Source organism: Azospirillum thermophilum (assembly GCF_003130795.1).
Taxonomy (GTDB): Bacteria; Pseudomonadota; Alphaproteobacteria; order Azospirillales; family Azospirillaceae; genus Azospirillum; species Azospirillum thermophilum.
On record NZ_CP029353.1, the window covers coordinates 2,460,816 to 2,476,733 of the forward strand.

Sequence of the window (15,918 nt, forward strand, 5' to 3'; positions counted from 1 at the left end):
CCGCTCCCTTCCCGCCCGCCTTCCCGCCCGCCTTCCACGGACCGTCCGCTCACGCCCGAGGCGGGACGGAAATCGCCGCAGGCGGTTCTTGACGTCTGGCGGAACACGGTCAAGCGCCGTTACACTCCGCCTCCGAACCACAGGACCGAGACCATGCCCCGCAGCGAGTTGTTTCCGCCCATCGACCCCTATGAATCCGGCACCCTGGCGGTGGACGAGATCCACACGCTCTACTGGGAGCAGGCCGGGAACCCGCGCGGCGTGCCCGTCCTCTTCCTGCATGGCGGTCCGGGCGCCGGCGCCTCGCCCACCCACCGGCGCTTCTTCGACCCGGCCCACTACCGCATCGTGGTGATCGACCAGCGCGGCGCCGGCCGCTCCACCCCGCTGGGCGAGACGCGCAACAACACCACCGAGCTGCTGGTCGCCGATCTGGAGACGCTGCGCCGCCGGCTGGAGATCGAGCGCTGGCTGGTGTTCGGCGGCTCCTGGGGCTCCACCCTGTCGCTCGCCTATGCCCAGACGCATCCGGAGCGCTGCCTGGGCCTGATCCTGCGCGGCATCTTCCTGATGCGGAAGGCGGAGATCGACTGGTTCCTCTACTCGATGCGCACCCTGTTCCCGGAAGCCTGGGCGGCCTTCGCCGGCCACATCCCGCCGGACGAGCGCGGCGACCTGCTGGAGGCCTACTGGAAGCGGCTGACCTCGCCCGACAGCATGGTGCGGATGGCCGCCGCGCGGGCGTGGAGCGTCTATGAGGGAAGCTGCTCGTCCCTGCTGCCCTCGCCCGAGCTGATCGCCGCCAGCGGCGAGGACAACCACGCCCTCGGCCTGGCGCGGATCGAGGCGCATTACTTCCGCTCCAACCGCTTCCAGCCGGAGGACAAGCTGCTGCGCGACCTCCACCGCATCCGCCACCTGCCGGCGACCATCGTCCAGGGCCGCTACGACGTGGTGTGCCCGGTCGTCACCGCCGACGAGCTGCACCGCGCCTGGCCGGAGGCCGACTACCGCATCGTCCCCGACGCCGGCCACTCCGCCATGGAGCCCGGCATCCGCGCGGCGCTGGTCCAGGCGACGGAGCGCTTCAAGCAGTACCGCTAGCAGGGCCGAGGCGGCGGGCAGCGGCGAACGGCCTTTCCGCCACCCCGCCCGCGACCTGCCCCTTGCATCCCCCGCGCGCGGCGCGTATAAGGCCAACCTTCCACGGGCGGCGAGGCCGGGCCGAAAGGCTCAGGGCATGCCCAACCGTTCCGTTCGGAAGGCCAACCTTTATCCAAGGAACCCGAAATGCCCAAGCTGAAGACCAAGAGCGGCGCCAAGAAGCGCTTCAAGGTGACCGCCTCCGGCAAGGTCCGCGCCCAGGCGGCGTTCAAGCGCCACTGCCTCGAGCAGAAGTCCCCGAACATGAAGCGCAACGCGCGCGGCATGATGACGCTGTCCGAACCGGACGCGCGCATCGTGCTGAAGAACTGGCTGCGCAACGCCTAACGCTCGGAAGGATTTAGACCATGGCTCGTGTCAAGCGCGGCGTTACCACCCACGCCCGTCATCGCAAGATCCTGAAGCTCGCCAAGGGCTATCGGGGCCGCAACTCCACCAATTTCCGCATCGCGATCGAGAAGGTCGAAAAGGCCCTTCAATACGCCTATCGCGACCGCCGCAACAAGAAGCGCGACTTCCGCGGCCTGTGGATCCAGCGCATCAACGCCGGCGTCCGCCAGTACGGCCTGACCTACTCGCGCTTCATCAACGGCATCAAGCTGGCCGGCATCGAGATCGACCGCAAGGTCCTCTCCGATCTGGCGGCCCGCGAGCCGGAAGCCTTCAAGACGCTCGTCGACAAGGCCCAGGCCGCTCTCGCCTCCAAGGCCGCCGCCTAAGGATCGCCCGCGGTTCTCCGCGAGGCGGCCTGACAGCAGGCGCCAGACATCAAGAAGGGAGCCGGGCCTCTGGGTCCGGCTCCCTTTTTTCGTTACGCTCGCACTTCCACTCCGTTGGCCGGGACGAACCCATGCTGGACGCGCTGAAAGACGAACTCCTGTCGCAGGTCAAGGCGGCCGCCGACCTCACCGCCCTCGAAGAGGTGCGGGTCACCGCCCTGGGCAAGAAGGGGCGCATCACCGGCTTCATGAAGGAGCTGGGCGGCCTGTCGCCCGAAGACCGGCGCGAGCGCGGCCAGCAGCTCAACCTGCTGAAGGACGAGGTTGCCGCCGCCATCGACGCGCGCAAGGCCGAGCTGTCCCGCGCGGCCCTGGAGGCCCGGCTGGCCGCCGAGCGGGTGGACGTCACCCTGCCCGTCCGGCCGGAGACCGAGGGACGCATCCACCCGATCAGCCAGACCATGGACGAGATGGTCGCCATCTTCGCCGAGATGGGCTTCGAGGTCGCCGAAGGGCCGGACATCGAGGACGACTTCCACAATTTCACGGCGCTGAACTTCCCGCCCGGCCACCCGGCGCGCGACATGCACGACACCTTCTATCTGCCGGATTCCGCCGACAAGAAGATGCTGCTGCGCACCCACACCAGCCCGGTGCAGGTCCGCACCATGCTGAACAGGAAGCCGCCGATCCGCATCATCGCGCCGGGGCGCACCTACCGCTCCGACTACGACATGACCCACACCCCGATGTTCCACCAGATCGAGGGGCTGGTCATCGACGAGTCGACCAACATGGGGCACCTCAAGGGCTGCCTCGTGGAGTTCTGCCGCGCCTTCTTCGACGTCGACGACCTGCCGCTGCGCTTCCGCCCCAGCTTCTTCCCCTTCACCGAGCCGTCGGCCGAGGTCGACATCGGCTGCAAGCGCGGCGGCGGCGAGCTGAAGCTCGGCAACTACGGCGACTGGCTGGAGATCCTCGGCTGCGGCATGGTGCATCCCAACGTGCTGGAGGCCTGCGGCATCGACAGCAAGCGCTACCAGGGCTTCGCCTTCGGCATGGGCGTGGAGCGCGTGGCGATGCTGAAATACGGCATCCCCGACCTGCGCACCTTCTTCGAGGCCGACCTGCGCTGGCTGAAGCACTACGGCTTCGTCCCGCTCGACATCCCGAACATCGCCCACGGCCTGACGCGCTGAGGAACCGGACCCATGAAGTTCACGCTGTCCTGGCTGAAGGACCATCTGGAAACCGACGCCACGCTCGACCAGATCACGGAGAAGCTGACCGCCCTCGGCCTGGAGGTCGAAGGGGTGGAGGACCGGTCGAAGGAGCTGGCGCCCTTCCGGGTCGCCCAGGTCGTCTCGGCGGAAAAGCACCCCGACGCCGACAAGCTGCGCGTGCTGACGGTCGATACCGGCAGTGAGAAACTGCAGGTCGTCTGCGGCGCCCCCAACGCGCGCGCCGGCATGAAGGGCGTCTTCGCCCCGGTCGGGACCTATGTCCCGGGCTCCGACATCACGCTGAAGAAGGGCGTCATCCGCGGCGTCGAGTCGAACGGCATGATGTGCTCGGAGCGTGAGTTGAAGCTTTCCGAGGAACACAACGGCATCATCGACCTGCCGGAGGATGCGCCGGTCGGCGTCCCCTTCGCCGACTATGCCGGCCTCGGCGACCCGGTCATCGACATCAACCTGACGCCCGACCGCGCCGACTGCGCCGGCGTGCGCGGCATCGCCCGCGACCTCGCGGCGGCCGGCCTCGGCCGGCTGAAGCCGCTGACCGAGGGGCGGCTGGACGCCACCCCGGTCCCCGGTTCCTTCAAAAGTCCGATCGGGGTCGAGATCGAGGCGCCGGACGCCTGCCCCTACTATGTCGGCCGCTATTTCCGCGGGGTGAAGAACGGCCCGTCGCCCAAGTGGCTGCAGGACAAGCTGACGGCCATCGGCCTGCGCCCGATCTCCATCCTGGTGGACATCACCAACTACATCACCTTCGACGTGTCCCGTCCGCTGCACGCCTTCGACGCCGACAAGGTGACCGGCGGCATCGTCGTGCGGCTGGCGCGCGAGGGGGAGACGCTGCCGGCGCTGAACGGCAAGGAATATGCGCTCGACCCGTCCATGACGGTGATCGCCGATCATGAGCGGGCCGAGGCGCTGGGCGGCATCATCGGCGGCGAGACTTCCGGCTGCACCGAGGTGACGACCAACGTCTTCCTCGAAGCCGCCATCTTCGACACCGTCCGCACCGCGCAGACCGGCCGCAAGCTGGGCGTGGAGTCCGACGCCCGCTACCGGCTGGAGCGCGGCGTCGATCCCGCCGCGGTGGTCGAGGGGATCGAGCGGGCGACCCGCCTGATCCTCGATCTGTGCGGCGGCGAGGCGTCGGAGATCGTCATCGCCGGGGCGGAGCCGTCCTGGCGCCGCAGCCTGACGCTGCGCCCCGGCCGGGTGAAGACCCTGGGCGGCGTCGACCTGCCGCGCGACGAGCAGCTCCGCATCCTCACCGACCTCGGCTTCGCCATCGAGGGCGAGGACGACGACGGCAGCCTGCATGTCGGCGTCCCCTCCTGGCGCGCCGACGTCCATGGCGAGGCCGATCTGGTGGAGGAGGTGCTGCGCGTCCACGGCTTCGACGCCATCCCGGCGACGCCGCTGCCGCGCGAGACCGTGCTGGCCCGCCCGGCCCTGTCGCTGAAGCAGCGCCGGGTGATGCTCGCCAAGCGCACGCTGGCCGGGCGCGGCCTGTCGGAAGCGGTCACCTGGTCCTTCCTCGCCTCCCCCGTCGCGGATCTGTTCGGCGGGGTGGCGGACGGGCTGCGGCTGGTCAACCCGATCAGCAGCGACCTCGACGTCATGCGGCCGTCGATCCTGCCGAACCTGATCCAGGCGGCCGGCCGCAACGCCGACCGCGGCTATGCCGACGCCGGCCTGTTCGAGGTCGGCCCGGCCTTCCGCAGCCCGGCGCCGGACGGGCAGGACACCGTCGCCGCCGGCATCCGCGCCGGCAACGCGGTGCCGCGCCACTGGGCGGTGAAGGCCCGCGCCGTCGACCTGTTCGACGCCAAGGCCGACGCGCTGGCCGTGCTGGAGGCGGCGGGCGCCCCGACGGCCAACCTGCAGGTCACCACCGACGCCCCCGGCTGGTACCATCCCGGCCGGTCCGGCGTGCTGCGACTCGGCCCGACCGTGATGGCGCGCTTCGGCGAGATCCATCCCTCGGTGCTGGAGACGCTGGGCGTCAAGGGCCCGCTGGTCGGCTTCGAGGTCCTGCTGGATGCCGTGCCGCTGCCCAAGAAGAAGGGCGGCACCGCCAAGCCGATGCTGCAGCTCTCGCCTTTCCAGCCGGTGGAGCGCGACTTCGCCTTCGTCGTCGACCGCGACGTCGAGACGGACAAGATCGTCCGTGCCGCCCGCGGCGGCGACAAGGCGCTGGTCAGGGAGGTGTCGGTGTTCGACATCTACCAGGGGCCGGGGGTGGAGGACGGCCGGAAGTCCGTCGCCATCTCCGTCACCTACCAGCCGACCGACCGCACCCTGACCGACGAGGAGATCGAGGCGGTCGGACAGAAGATCGTCGCCTCGGTCATCAAGGCGACCGGCGGCAGCCTGCGCGGCTGATCGCCCGGACCGTTCGGCATCCGGACCGATCGGCCCCCGTTCTTACGAAAGGAGCCTCCGCCCCGGCGGGGGCTCTTTTTCGTTGTACCGTCCGTGTCCCGGGTCGGCAGGTCCAGGAAACGAAAGGGCAAGGCTGCAACCGGTTCGCGCATTGCCGCAACCCGGCAGGATTTTCCTACGCATATGATCAAGGACCGTCTTGATCAGGCCCTTCTCCAGACCAAGGCATGGCGGCGTTATATTTCCTAAATTCGAAGCGAATTCTGTCGGTTTCCGGCCTATTGAGGGGGTGGGGATCGCTCCGGCCTTCTTTCGGACATCCACCTCCGGGCGGAGCGATCACCGAAAGACCACATCCGTAGAGGTGGTTGCTTGCTCTTGGATAGGCTTTGTCGAACGTTGACCGAACGCGCGAGGCACTCCTGATGATGGCCATACTTCCTGACCGGACGCTCGTGACCCCCGCCCCCCAGGCGATCGGCGGCACGGTGATCGTCGTGGACGACGACGCCTCCATCGTCGAAGGGCTGGCCCTGCTGCTGGATGGCTGGGGATACGAGGTCCTGACGGCGATGACCCTGGCGCAGCTCGACGACCGTCTGCGCCAGCGGCCGGTCCTGCCCGATCTGGTGGTCGCCGACCATTTCCTGCCCGGCGGCGAGACCGGCGTGCAGGCGGTGGAGCTGGTGCGCAGCCATGCCGGCCGGCCGGTGCCGGCGATCATCCTGACCGGCGACACCACGCCGGAGCGCGAGACGGAGGCGGCGGCGCTGGGCTGCCGGCTGCTGCACAAGCCGGTGCAGGTCGCCCCGCTGCGCGACGCGGTGGACGCCCTGATCCGCTGCTGAGGCGTCCGGCGGTCCCCGCTCCCCCTACAGCTCTTCGGCGATGTCGAGAAAGGCGTCGACCACCCGGGGATCGTAGCGGATGCCCGACAGGCGGCGGATGTCCTCCACCGCCGCCTGATGGCTGCGGGCGGGGCGGTAGGGACGGTCGCGGGTGATGGCGTCGTAGGCGTCGGCCACCGCGACGATCCGGGCACTCAGCGGGATCCGCTCTCCGCGCAGCCCGTCGGGATAGCCGCTGCCGTCCCAGTTCTCGTGATGCGACCGGGCGATCTCCGCCCCCAGATGCAGATGGCTGCGGTCTTCCGCCAGACGGCTCGCCCGGTCCAGCAGGGTGGCGCCGGCCAGCGTGTGCTTCTGCATCGCCGCCCGCTCCGACTCGTCGAGCGGGCCGGACTTGCCGAGGATCGCCGGCTCCACCGTCGCATTGCCCACGTCGTGCAGGATGGCGGCGAGCCCGACCATGCCCAGGAAGGGCTCGTCGATGGTGTCGCGGTAGAACCCCTGCTGGTGCAGCCGGCGGGCCAGCCGCTCCGTCACCGCGGCGATGCGCAGCGAGCGTTCGAACCGGCTGCCGCTGCGGCTCTCCTCCGGCTCGCCGCCCGCCCGCTCGGCAAGGTCGGCCAGCGCCGCCAGCGTGCCCTCCTGCGCCCGGTGCAGCATCTCGTAGCGGTGCAGGTTGTCGAATCCGATGGAGATCTTGCCGCAGAACAGCTCGATCAGCCGGCGGTCGAGGTCGGACAGCGGCCGGTCGGACCGCAGGTAGACGACGTTCTCACGGTCGTTCGGCGCCCGGATGTAGAGCGTGCAGTGGTCGCCGGCGAACTGGTGTCCGCGGCTCTCCAGGCAGCGGCGCACCGCCTCCAGCACGGCGGGATCGACATGCTCGGTCGCCGGCTCGTCGATCAGCGCCTCGTACCGGCCCGATCCGGCCAGGACATAGAGCCCCTCGGGCGCATTGTCGCGCACGTCGCGGCGCTGCACGCACAGGATGGCGTCCGGCCCCACCCCCAGCATGCCGGAAAGCTGCGTCAGCACCCCGCGGCGAAGAGCTTCATCGAACGCACGCGGAACAGCGACGACGACGCCTCGATGATCTTCTCCAGCCCGCGGCGGTTCGCCTCGATGGTGGTGATGTCCTCGTAGGAGCGCAGCGCCGCGACCGTCGTGGTGAAGAGCTGCTGGGCGGTGAGCTGCGTCTTCGCCTTGTAGTCGTTGATGTCGTAGTCGAGGATCACCGCCCGTTCCGGCGCCTGTCCCGGCTGGCCGGTGCGCAGGATGATGCGGACGTGGCGGTTCTTCAGCTCCTCCCGGATATGGTGGACGAGCTGCAGCCCGGCGTCGTCGGTCTCCATCACCACGTCCAGCAGGATGATGGCGATGTCCGTCTCGCTGGCCAGCACGCGCCGCGCCTCGGCGGCGGAGAAGGCCGAGATGAAGTGGGCCGGGCGGCCCTTGTAGACGAAGTCGGCGAGCACGAGCTTGGTGATCGCATGCACTTCCGGCTCGTCGTCGACGATCAGCATCTTCCAGCATTTGCCGGGTTCCGCCGCGCCGCCGCCGCCATCCGCCTCGTCCAGGAAGAACAGATCGTCGTCCGTGTCGCTCATCGCTTGCTACAGCCCTGCTGCCGGGTGGCCCTTGGCCGGGACGTGAACCGGCGGGCAATATCATGGAAAAAATACATTAAGAAAGGTCAAAAAGTTTCAAGTTCGATCACGTTACAATCGATCCCGCGCTGTGCCAGAGTGCCGCAGACCCCATCCACCTGCAACCGCGTGAACGGCCCTACCCCTACGTCGTACAAGGCCCTGCCGCCGCGGAAGACCGGCCAGACCATCGGCGGCAGCTCCCGGTAGGCAGCCCCCGGTCCGGCGGCGAAGCTCTGCCAGGCGCGCATCCCCTCGGCATGGTTCAGGTACTGGCCGAGCTTCACGGCATAGAGCATGCCGGGCTCCAGCGGCGGCATGCCCGGCAGCGGATAGGGCGCCACCACCCCGATCAGCCCGTCCACCGGGGCGATGGCGCGGGTCCGGCCGGGCAGGGTCAGGGTGGCCTGCCCGTTGGACACGTCGAGCAGTCCGACGACGTCGCCCTTGCGCAGCGTGAAGCCGCGGCGCTTGCGGTTGTCGAGGATCTCGGTGGCGGAGATCGGGCGGGAGGCGACGACATAGCCCTGGGCCGGCACCTGGGCGGCCAGATCCCAGGCGGCCTTCGGCACCACCGCGGCGGTGCGGCCGCTGGCGGCCGCTGCCGGCTCCCCCGGCTTGGCCGGTTTGGGCGGCGCCGCCGTCGCCCCGCCGATGGAGGCGCGGCCGGTGATCATCAGGGCCGGATCCAGCGAATCGGACGGGACGTAGCCGATGGGCTGGCCGCCGATGGCCACCTTGGTCCAGGAGGTGCCGCGCGGCGTGTCGAGCGCGTTCAGCACCTTGCCCTGCTGCAGGGTCATGATGATGCGGGCCTCCTGCGAGGGGCCGATGCGCACCTCCACGTCGCGGTTCAGCACCGCCTCTCCCGACAGCGGGGCGCCGATCGCGACGGGGCTTTCCGCCAGCGCCGGCCCGGGCGGCATCCCGCCCAGCAGCGCCGCCAGCAGCCAGGCCGCCCCCAACGCCCGTCCCCACCAGCCCGTCATCGCCCGCATCCCCGTCTTGGCCGTTCCGTCCCACTATAGATAGGACGGGTTATCCCAACAGGTCGTGAATCGCATCGGCAAGACGGCGCACCGGCGGCGACAGCGGGCCGGGCGCGCGGTGCAGCGCCATGTCCACGTCGGGCAGCTCGGGAAAGCCGTCCGCCGGTCCCAGCCGGCGGAGCTGGGGCGGCACGGTGCAGGCCTCCATGGCGGTGACGCCGAGGCCGCCGAGCACGGCGCCATGGACGGCGACGACGCTCTTGCTGGTGAAGACGGTGCGCCAGCCGCGCCCCATCCGCTCCAACGCCGAAACCGCGAGGTCGCGCACCACGCAGCCCTTGGGAAACAGGGCGAGCGGCAGGGGATCGGACTGCTCCACCCCCGGGGCCGGCGGGGCGACCCAGACCGTGCGCTCCTTGCGGATCAGCTCGCCGGTCCGGTCCTCCGGGTGGCGGGTGACCAGCACCAGGTCGTACTGGCCGCGGCCGATCCCGGCGATCAGGTCCGGGCTGTTGCCGCAGACCACCTCCACCATCACCTCCGGGTCGGTGCCGGCGAAGCGGGCCAGCACGTCGGGCAGCAGCATGGTGGCATAATCGTCGGGCGTGCCGATGCGGACGCTGGCGACCGTGCTGGTGCGGCGCATCAGGGCCATCACCTCGTCGTTCAGCGTCAGCATGCGGCGGGCGTAGGTCAGCAGCACCTCGCCGTCGCGGGTCAGCCGCACGCCCTTGGTGTCGCGTTCGAAGACGCGCTTGCCCACCGCCTCCTCCAGCCGGCGCACCTGCTGGCTGACCGCGGCCTGGGTCCGCCCGACCAGCTCCCCGGCCCGCGTGAAGCTGAGCGTTTCGGCAACCGCCACGAAGGCGCGCAGCAGGTCGGTGTCGAGATTGGCGGGCATGGGAGACTCGGGTTGCACCGGCGGACAGGCGCCGGCCCTGGGACCATCGGCAGGATCATTGAAGCAGACCGTCCCGGCCGCCGCAATGCGGGCCGCGGCGGGTCAGAGGCGCATCCCGCTCATTACGGGGGATAATGACCTCATAAAGCCTATTCGTTTCATCGGCTTTACGGTCCGCGTCATGGTGGGGCCAACCAACCCGAAAAGAACGGAACCACCACCATGGGCGTCTTCGACGCGATCACCACCATCGTGCTGGAGGCCGGCCGCATGGAGCGGCCCCAGCGCCCGATGAAGCCGCTGCGGGAGCCTGTCCGCCTGCGGCTGAGCCATATGCCGGACCTGCGCAACTGCGGTCCGCTGCTGGTCCTGCTGGGCATCCTGATCCCTTGAACCCAGCGACCTGGCCGCCGCCCGATCCCCACGAGGGGCGGGCGGCGGCCTTTCTTTATCGGTCGGGAGCACCTGCCGCGGTTACTGGCCGACGCCGGTGCGCGGCCCCGTGCCCATGGCGCCGGAGTTCATCCCGGTGCCGCTTCCCATGCCCGCGCCGCCGGTGGAGCTGCCGAAGCCGGTGGCCGCCTGACGGGCGAACTGCACGAGCTGGGCGACCTCCTCCCGGTCATGCATCAGGATGATGCTGTTGCCGCGCCGCTCGAAGTCGGACGGGACCATCATCAGCGGCTGGTCGGCGTTCGGCACCTTCAGCGCGATGGCCGGCCGGCCGTCGGTGCCGGTGGTGACGTCCTGGATGGTGCCGGCGACGCCGCCGCCATGGCGGTACATCACCCGCTTGCCGACGAGATCGCGCGACGCGACGATGTCGCGGGCGCCGGTGTCCATGGTCTCGGACGAGCGGGCGGACGACTGGCCCTTGGCGGCGGACCCCGTCTGCGCCATGGCCGGAGCCGCCAGCAGGGCGATGACCGGAACCGCGACCGCGAGAAGCCTGCGCATATCAAATCCTCCCTGGATTAGGGCGGGCCAGCCGAACGCTCCGTCATGGAGCGCGGCCACCCGCACAGGGAAGGACACCTGCCGGCACGGTTTTGTTTCACCGCCCGGCCCGAGTTCGCCGAATGGGAGGGTTGCGGCAGAGGTCAGGCTGGCCGCCGCCGCAGCATCGGCAGGCCCTGCACCGGCCTGAAACAAAAAAGGGGCCCGAAGGCCCCTTTTCTCGCGGCGGCCGGAGCCAGCCGGTTACTCGTCGCCCATCTTGAGCGCGGCGATGAAGGCGCTCTGCGGGATTTCGACCTGGCCGAACTGGCGCATGCGCTTCTTGCCTTCCTTCTGCTTGTCCAGCAGCTTGCGCTTGCGGCTGATGTCACCGCCGTAGCACTTGGCGGTCACGTCCTTGCGCAGCGCGCCGATGCTCTCGCGGGCGATGATCTTGCCGCCGATGGCCGCCTGCACGGCGATCTTGAAGAGCTGGCGCGGGATCAGCTCCTTCAGCCGCTCGCAGAGCTGGCGGCCGCGGCGCTCGGCCTGGCTGCGGTGGACGATCATGGAGAGCGCGTCCACCGGCTCCCCGTTCACCAGGATCGACATCTTCACGAGGTCGCCTTCCTCGTAGCTGTCCATCTGGTAGTCGAAGCTGGCGTAGCCGCGGCTGATCGACTTCAGCCGGTCATAGAAGTCGAACACCACCTCGTTCAGAGGCAGGCGGTAGACCAGCATGGCGCGGGCGCCGGCGTAGGTCAGCTCGATCTGCTGGCCGCGCCGCTCGGTGCAGAGCTGCAGGATGCCGCCGAGATGCTCGTCGGGCAGCATGATCGTGGCCTTGATCCACGGCTCCTCGATGCGGTCGATCTTCATCACGTCGGGCATGTCGGCCGGATTGTGCAAATCCATCACCGTGCCGTCGGTCATGTAGAGCTTGTAGACCACCGAGGGGGCGGTGGTGATCAGGTCCAGGTTGAACTCGCGCTCCAGCCGCTCCTGGATGATCTCCAGATGCAGCAGGCCGAGGAAGCCGCAGCGGAAGCCGAAGCCCAGCGCCGCCGACGTTTCGGCTTCGTAATGGAAGCTGGCGTCGTTCAGCTTCAGCTTGCCCAAGGAATCGCGCAGCCGCTCGAAGTCGGCGGAGTCCACCGGGAACAGGCCGCACCACACCACCGGCACCGAGGGCTTGAAGCCGGCCAGCGGCTCGGCCGCCGGGCGGCGGTCCTCGGTGATGGTGTCGCCGACCTTGGTCAGCGTGATGTCCTTGATGGCGGCGGTGATGAAGCCCATCTCGCCCGGCCCCAGCTCGCCGGTCAGCAGCGCCTTGGGCGTGAAGACGCCGACGCGGTCGACCTCGTGCGCCGAGCCGGTGGACATGAAGCGGACCTTCTGGCCGACCTTCAGCCGCCCGTCGACCACGCGCACCAGGATGACGACGCCGAGATACGGGTCGTACCAGCTGTCGACCAGCAGGGCCTTCAGCTCGGCGTCGGCATCGCCCTTGGGCGGCGGCAGCCGCTCGACGATCGCCTCCAGCACCGCCCCGACGTTCAGGCCGGACTTGGCCGAGATCTCGACGGCGTCGGTGGCGTCCAGCCCGATCACGTCCTCGATCTGCTGCTTGACGCGGTCGGGCTCCGCCGCCGGCAGGTCGATCTTGTTGAGGACGGGGATGATCTCGTGGTTGTTGTCGATCGCCTGATAGACGTTGGCGAGCGTCTGCGCCTCCACGCCCTGGCTGGCGTCGACCACCAGGATGGAGCCCTCGCAGGCGGCGAGGCTGCGGCTGACCTCGTAGGCGAAGTCGACGTGGCCCGGCGTGTCCATCAGGTTCAGCGTGTACTGCCGGCCGTCCTTGGCCTTGTAGAGCAGCCGGACGGTCTGCGCCTTGATGGTGATGCCGCGCTCCCGCTCGATGTCCATGCTGTCGAGCACCTGCTCGCGCATCTCGCGCGCGTCCAGCCCGCCGCAGAGCTGGATCAGCCGGTCGGCCAGCGTGGACTTGCCGTGGTCGATATGCGCGATGATCGAAAAATTGCGGATGTGCGAGAGGTCAGTCATCGGGGCCCGGACGAACGAGAGTTTGCCGGGAACATAGGGCGGACGGGGGATGGGCGCAATGGCGGTGTCGGTCCCCTGCAATCCGTCACACCCGCCCCATCACCCCCCGGTACAGCTCCATGTACTCCTCCGCCGGGCGGTGCCAGCCGAAGTCGCGGGTCATGGCGTGGCGCTGCATGGCCTGCCAGCGCCCGGGCCTGCGGTAGAGGGTGACGGCGCGGCGCAGCGCCCAGATCAGCTCCTGCGCGTTGGCGTTGACGAACTGGAAGCCGGTGGCGCTGCCGTCGGCCGCCGCCGCCGGGTTGGCGTCCACGATGGTGTCGGCCAGCCCGCCGGTGCGGCGGACCAGCGGCAGCGTGCCGTACTTCAGCGCGTACATCTGCGTCAGGCCGCAGGGCTCCGAGCGCGAGGGCACGAGGAACAGGTCGGCCCCGGCCTGGATGCGGTGGGACAGCGCCTCGTCATAGCCGATGCGCACGCCGACCGATTGCGGGTTGGCCTGGGCGAGCTGCTTGAAGCCGCCCTCCAGCCCCGGCTCGCTGTTGCCCAGCACGACGAGCTGGCCGCCCCAGGACAGCCAGTGCCCGGCCGCCTCCAGCACGAGGTCGAGCCCCTTGTGCCAGGTCAGGCGGCTGACCACCGCGGCGACCGGCGCGTCCGCCCGGCGGTCGAGGCCGAAGGCCGACTGCAGCTCCGCCTTGCACAGTTCCTTGCCGCCGAGGTCGCCGGCGCCGTAGCGGGCCGGCAGATGCGGGTCGCGCGCCGGATCCCACACGGCATAGTCGACGCCGTTCAGGATGCCGCTCAGCGTGTCCGCCCGCCCGGCGAGCAGCCCCTGCAGGCCGGCGCCCTGCTCCTCCGTCTGGATCTCGTGGGCGTAGGTCGGGCTGACCGTGGTCAGGCGGTCGGCATAGAAGCAGCCGGCCTTCAGGTAGCCGATGCCGCCGTAATACTCGACCCCGTCGACCCGGAAGGCGGAGGACGGCAACCCGACGTCGCCCATCATCCAGGCGCCGAACCAGCCCTGATAGGCGATGTTGTGGATGGTCAGCACCGTCCCCGGCCGCCGCGGCCCGGCGAAGCGGTCGGGACGCAGGGCGAGATAGGCCGGCACCAGGCCGGTCTGCCAGTCATGGCCGTGCAGCACGTCGGGCCGCCACCAGGGATCGTAGCCCTCCTCCGCCGCGAAGCCGGCCGCCGCCCAGGACAGCGCGGCGAAGCGCATCGCGTTGTCCGGCCAGTCCTTGCCGTCCGGCCCCAGGTAGGGGTTGCCCGGGCGGTTGAACAGCGCCGGCGCGTCCAGCGCATAGGCCAGGACCCCGTCCGGCGTGCGGCCGATGCGCAGCCGGGCGCGGTCGCAACCCGGCAGGTCGGTGATCAGCTCGCCCACCTCGTGCAGGTTGGACAGCCCGTCGAGCACCGCCGGATAGCCCGGCAGCAGGAGCCGCACATCCGCCCCGGCGGCGTTCAGCGCGGGCGGCAGGGCGGCCGACACGTCGGCCAGCCCCCCCGTCTTGACCAGCGGGTAGCATTCCGGCGTGACGAACAGGACGCGCATGGACGATGGGCCTTTCTTGCTCTTCTTGTACTTCCTGTACTTCGGTCTTCCCCGCGCCCCGGAGGCCGGGACTCAGCCCTGCAGCCGCTCGATCATCTCGGCGGTGATCAGGCAGACCCCGCCCTCGCTGCGGTAGAAGCGCCGGGCGTCCTCCTCCGGATCCTCGCCGACGACGAGGCCGTTGGGGATCACCACGCCGCGGTCGATCACCACCTTCTTCAGGCGGCAGTGGCGGCCGATGTCGACCTCCGGCAGGACCACCGCCTGGTCGAGCTCGCTGTAGGAGTTGACGCGGACCGAGCTGAACAGCAGCGACTGCCGCACCGTCGAGCCGGAGATGATGCAGCCGCCCGACACCAGGCTGTCCACCGCCATGCCGCGCCGGTCCTCGTCGTCGAAGACGAACTTCGCCGGGGGAAGCTGCTCCTGGTAGGTGAAGATCGGCCAGTCGCGGTCGTACATGTTGAGCTGCGGCGTGACGTGGCAGAGGTCCAGGTTGGCCTCCCAATAGGCGTCGATGGTGCCGACGTCGCGCCAGTAGGGCTCCGAATCCGGGCCGTTCAGGATCGCGCTGTCGGCGAAGTCGTGCGCCATCACGCGGGCGCCGCTCTTCACCAGATGCGGGATGATGTCCTTGCCGAAATCGCGGCTCGACCCCGGCTGGTCGGCGTCGCGTTCGAGCTGGGCATAGAGGAAGTCGGCGTTGAAGACGTAGATGCCCATGCTGGCCAGCGCCTTGTCGGGCTTGCCGGGGATGGCGGGCGGATCGGCCGGCTTCTCCACGAAGTCGATGACGCGGTGCGTCTCGTCGATGTGCATGACGCCGAAGCCGGTGGCCTGTTCCCGCGGCACCTCGACGCAGGGGACCGTCACGTCGGCCTGCCGCGCGATGTGGTCCAGCAGCAGCGCACCGTAATCCATCTTGTAGATGTGGTCGCCGGCCAGGATCAGGATGTACTCCGGCTCGTGCGCGCGCAGGATGTCCAGGTTCTGGTACACGGCGTCGGCGGTGCCCTGGTACCAGGCGGTCTCGCTGATGCGCTGCTGCGCCGGCAGCAGGTCGCAGAACTCGTTCATCTCGCCGCGGAAGAAGTTCCAGCCGCGCTGCAGGTGGCGCAGCAGGCTGTGCGACTTGTACTGCGTCAGCACGCCGATGCGGCGGAAGCCCGAGTTGATGCAGTTCGACAGCGCGAAGTCGATGATGCGGAACTTGCCGCCGAAATAGGTGGCGGGCTTGGCGCGGCGGTCGGTCAGCTGCTTCAGCCGGCTGCCGCGTCCCCCGCGAGCACCAGGGCGATCGCGCGCCGCGGCGCAAGACGCAGATCCCGTTTGTCGAGCATGGCGGTGTTCCTCTCCCTAAGCCGTCTTCTTGCCGTTTTCCGCGCGGCCGGCGCAGGCGTGACCGTGCCACAATCCCCGACCAGGGCCAATAGGCCGAGGAGGCGGAAAGCGGCCTACACCGGTGGA

13 protein-coding genes and 2 pseudogenes are annotated in these 15,918 nt (G+C 69.5%); 7 read left to right on the plus strand and 8 right to left on the minus strand.

Going from position 1 to position 15,918, the window contains the following annotated elements; all coding sequences use genetic code 11:
• Window positions 1-153 precede the first annotated feature (153 nt).
• From pip to DEW08_RS17985, 6 genes are all read left to right on the plus strand, one after another.
• The gene (gene pip / locus DEW08_RS17960; protein WP_109329445.1) at window positions 154-1,104 is read left to right on the plus strand and encodes a prolyl aminopeptidase; all 951 of its coding nucleotides are present in this window, start codon (window positions 154-156) and stop codon (window positions 1,102-1,104) included.
• Window positions 1,105-1,290: 186 nt separating this feature from the next.
• Window positions 1,291-1,491 (plus strand): 50S ribosomal protein L35, encoded by a 201-nt coding sequence (gene rpmI / locus DEW08_RS17965; RefSeq protein WP_109329447.1) that lies wholly within the window; start codon window positions 1,291-1,293, stop codon window positions 1,489-1,491.
• A gap of 20 nt (window positions 1,492-1,511) precedes the next feature.
• Window positions 1,512-1,883, plus strand: a complete 372-nt coding sequence (gene rplT / locus DEW08_RS17970) for a 50S ribosomal protein L20 (protein WP_109329450.1) — start codon at window positions 1,512-1,514, stop codon at window positions 1,881-1,883.
• Window positions 1,884-2,014: 131 nt separating this feature from the next.
• Entirely contained in the window at window positions 2,015-3,082 is a 1,068-nt protein-coding gene (pheS, locus tag DEW08_RS17975; RefSeq protein ID WP_109329452.1) for a phenylalanine--tRNA ligase subunit alpha, read from the plus strand.
• 12 nt (window positions 3,083-3,094) lie between these two features.
• Complete coding sequence (gene pheT / locus DEW08_RS17980) at window positions 3,095-5,506, plus strand: phenylalanine--tRNA ligase subunit beta (protein ID WP_109329454.1); 2,412 nt, start codon at window positions 3,095-3,097, stop codon at window positions 5,504-5,506.
• A gap of 425 nt (window positions 5,507-5,931) precedes the next feature.
• The gene (locus DEW08_RS17985) at window positions 5,932-6,354 is read left to right on the plus strand and encodes a response regulator (protein ID WP_245986400.1); all 423 of its coding nucleotides are present in this window, start codon (window positions 5,932-5,934) and stop codon (window positions 6,352-6,354) included.
• Window positions 6,355-6,378: 24 nt separating this feature from the next.
• Here DEW08_RS17985 and DEW08_RS33880 read toward each other — a convergent pair whose 3' ends face one another.
• The 4 genes and pseudogenes from DEW08_RS33880 to DEW08_RS18000 all read right to left on the minus strand — a co-directional run bounded on the left by DEW08_RS33880 (window position 6,379) and on the right by DEW08_RS18000 (window position 9,890).
• Window positions 6,379-7,014: an HD-GYP domain-containing protein gene (locus DEW08_RS33880; protein ID WP_425429123.1), complete on the minus strand. Its 636-nt coding sequence runs from the start codon at window positions 7,012-7,014 to the stop codon at window positions 6,379-6,381.
• A gap of 60 nt (window positions 7,015-7,074) precedes the next feature.
• Window positions 7,075-7,961 (minus strand): annotated as a pseudogene (locus tag DEW08_RS32580) (DUF3369 domain-containing protein); the annotation flags it as partial.
• Between the two features lie 86 nt (window positions 7,962-8,047).
• Window positions 8,048-8,989: an SH3 domain-containing protein gene (locus tag DEW08_RS17995; RefSeq protein WP_245986403.1), complete on the minus strand. Its 942-nt coding sequence runs from the start codon at window positions 8,987-8,989 to the stop codon at window positions 8,048-8,050.
• A 49-nt stretch (window positions 8,990-9,038) separates the two neighbouring features.
• Window positions 9,039-9,890, minus strand: coding sequence for a LysR substrate-binding domain-containing protein (locus tag DEW08_RS18000; protein WP_109329459.1), 852 nt, complete (start codon window positions 9,888-9,890; stop codon window positions 9,039-9,041).
• Between the two features lie 222 nt (window positions 9,891-10,112).
• On the opposite strand from DEW08_RS18000, the gene DEW08_RS31270 reads away from it, so the two are divergent.
• On the plus strand, window positions 10,113-10,283 hold the full coding sequence (locus DEW08_RS31270; RefSeq protein ID WP_168220390.1) for a hypothetical protein: 171 nt from the start codon (window positions 10,113-10,115) through the stop codon (window positions 10,281-10,283).
• A gap of 81 nt (window positions 10,284-10,364) precedes the next feature.
• On the opposite strand, the gene DEW08_RS18005 is transcribed toward DEW08_RS31270, so the two are convergent.
• The 4 genes and pseudogenes from DEW08_RS18005 to glgC form a co-directional block, all read right to left on the minus strand.
• On the minus strand, window positions 10,365-10,847 hold the full coding sequence (locus DEW08_RS18005; protein ID WP_109329461.1) for a hypothetical protein: 483 nt from the start codon (window positions 10,845-10,847) through the stop codon (window positions 10,365-10,367).
• A gap of 243 nt (window positions 10,848-11,090) precedes the next feature.
• On the minus strand, window positions 11,091-12,893 hold the full coding sequence (gene lepA, locus DEW08_RS18010; protein WP_109329971.1) for a translation elongation factor 4: 1,803 nt from the start codon (window positions 12,891-12,893) through the stop codon (window positions 11,091-11,093).
• A gap of 85 nt (window positions 12,894-12,978) precedes the next feature.
• Window positions 12,979-14,451, minus strand: coding sequence for a glycogen synthase GlgA (gene glgA, locus DEW08_RS18015; protein WP_109329463.1), 1,473 nt, complete (start codon window positions 14,449-14,451; stop codon window positions 12,979-12,981).
• Window positions 14,452-14,523: 72 nt separating this feature from the next.
• A pseudogene (gene glgC / locus DEW08_RS18020) lies at window positions 14,524-15,791 on the minus strand (glucose-1-phosphate adenylyltransferase).
• Window positions 15,792-15,918 lie beyond the last annotated feature (127 nt).

Excerpts from the sequence above, each read along its gene's own strand:
- pheS (WP_109329452.1), top strand. The coding sequence starts at position 2,015 with ATGCTGGACGCGCTGAAAGACGAACTCCTGTCGCAGGTCAAGGCGGCC.
- rpmI (WP_109329447.1), top strand. The coding sequence starts at position 1,291 with ATGCCCAAGCTGAAGACCAAGAGCGGCGCCAAGAAGCGCTTCAAGGTG.
- lepA (WP_109329971.1), bottom strand. The coding sequence starts at position 12,893 with ATGACTGACCTCTCGCACATCCGCAATTTTTCGATCATCGCGCATATC.
- pip (WP_109329445.1), top strand. The coding sequence starts at position 154 with ATGCCCCGCAGCGAGTTGTTTCCGCCCATCGACCCCTATGAATCCGGC.
- pheT (WP_109329454.1), top strand. The coding sequence starts at position 3,095 with ATGAAGTTCACGCTGTCCTGGCTGAAGGACCATCTGGAAACCGACGCC.
- DEW08_RS17985 (WP_245986400.1), top strand. The coding sequence starts at position 5,932 with ATGATGGCCATACTTCCTGACCGGACGCTCGTGACCCCCGCCCCCCAG.
- DEW08_RS18005 (WP_109329461.1), bottom strand. The coding sequence starts at position 10,847 with ATGCGCAGGCTTCTCGCGGTCGCGGTTCCGGTCATCGCCCTGCTGGCG.
- DEW08_RS17995 (WP_245986403.1), bottom strand. The coding sequence starts at position 8,989 with ATGACGGGCTGGTGGGGACGGGCGTTGGGGGCGGCCTGGCTGCTGGCG.
- glgA (WP_109329463.1), bottom strand. The coding sequence starts at position 14,451 with ATGCGCGTCCTGTTCGTCACGCCGGAATGCTACCCGCTGGTCAAGACG.
- DEW08_RS18000 (WP_109329459.1), bottom strand. The coding sequence starts at position 9,890 with ATGCCCGCCAATCTCGACACCGACCTGCTGCGCGCCTTCGTGGCGGTT.
- rplT (WP_109329450.1), top strand. The coding sequence starts at position 1,512 with ATGGCTCGTGTCAAGCGCGGCGTTACCACCCACGCCCGTCATCGCAAG.
- DEW08_RS33880 (WP_425429123.1), bottom strand. The coding sequence starts at position 7,014 with ATGCTGCACCGGGCGCAGGAGGGCACGCTGGCGGCGCTGGCCGACCTT.
- DEW08_RS31270 (WP_168220390.1), top strand. The coding sequence starts at position 10,113 with ATGGGCGTCTTCGACGCGATCACCACCATCGTGCTGGAGGCCGGCCGC.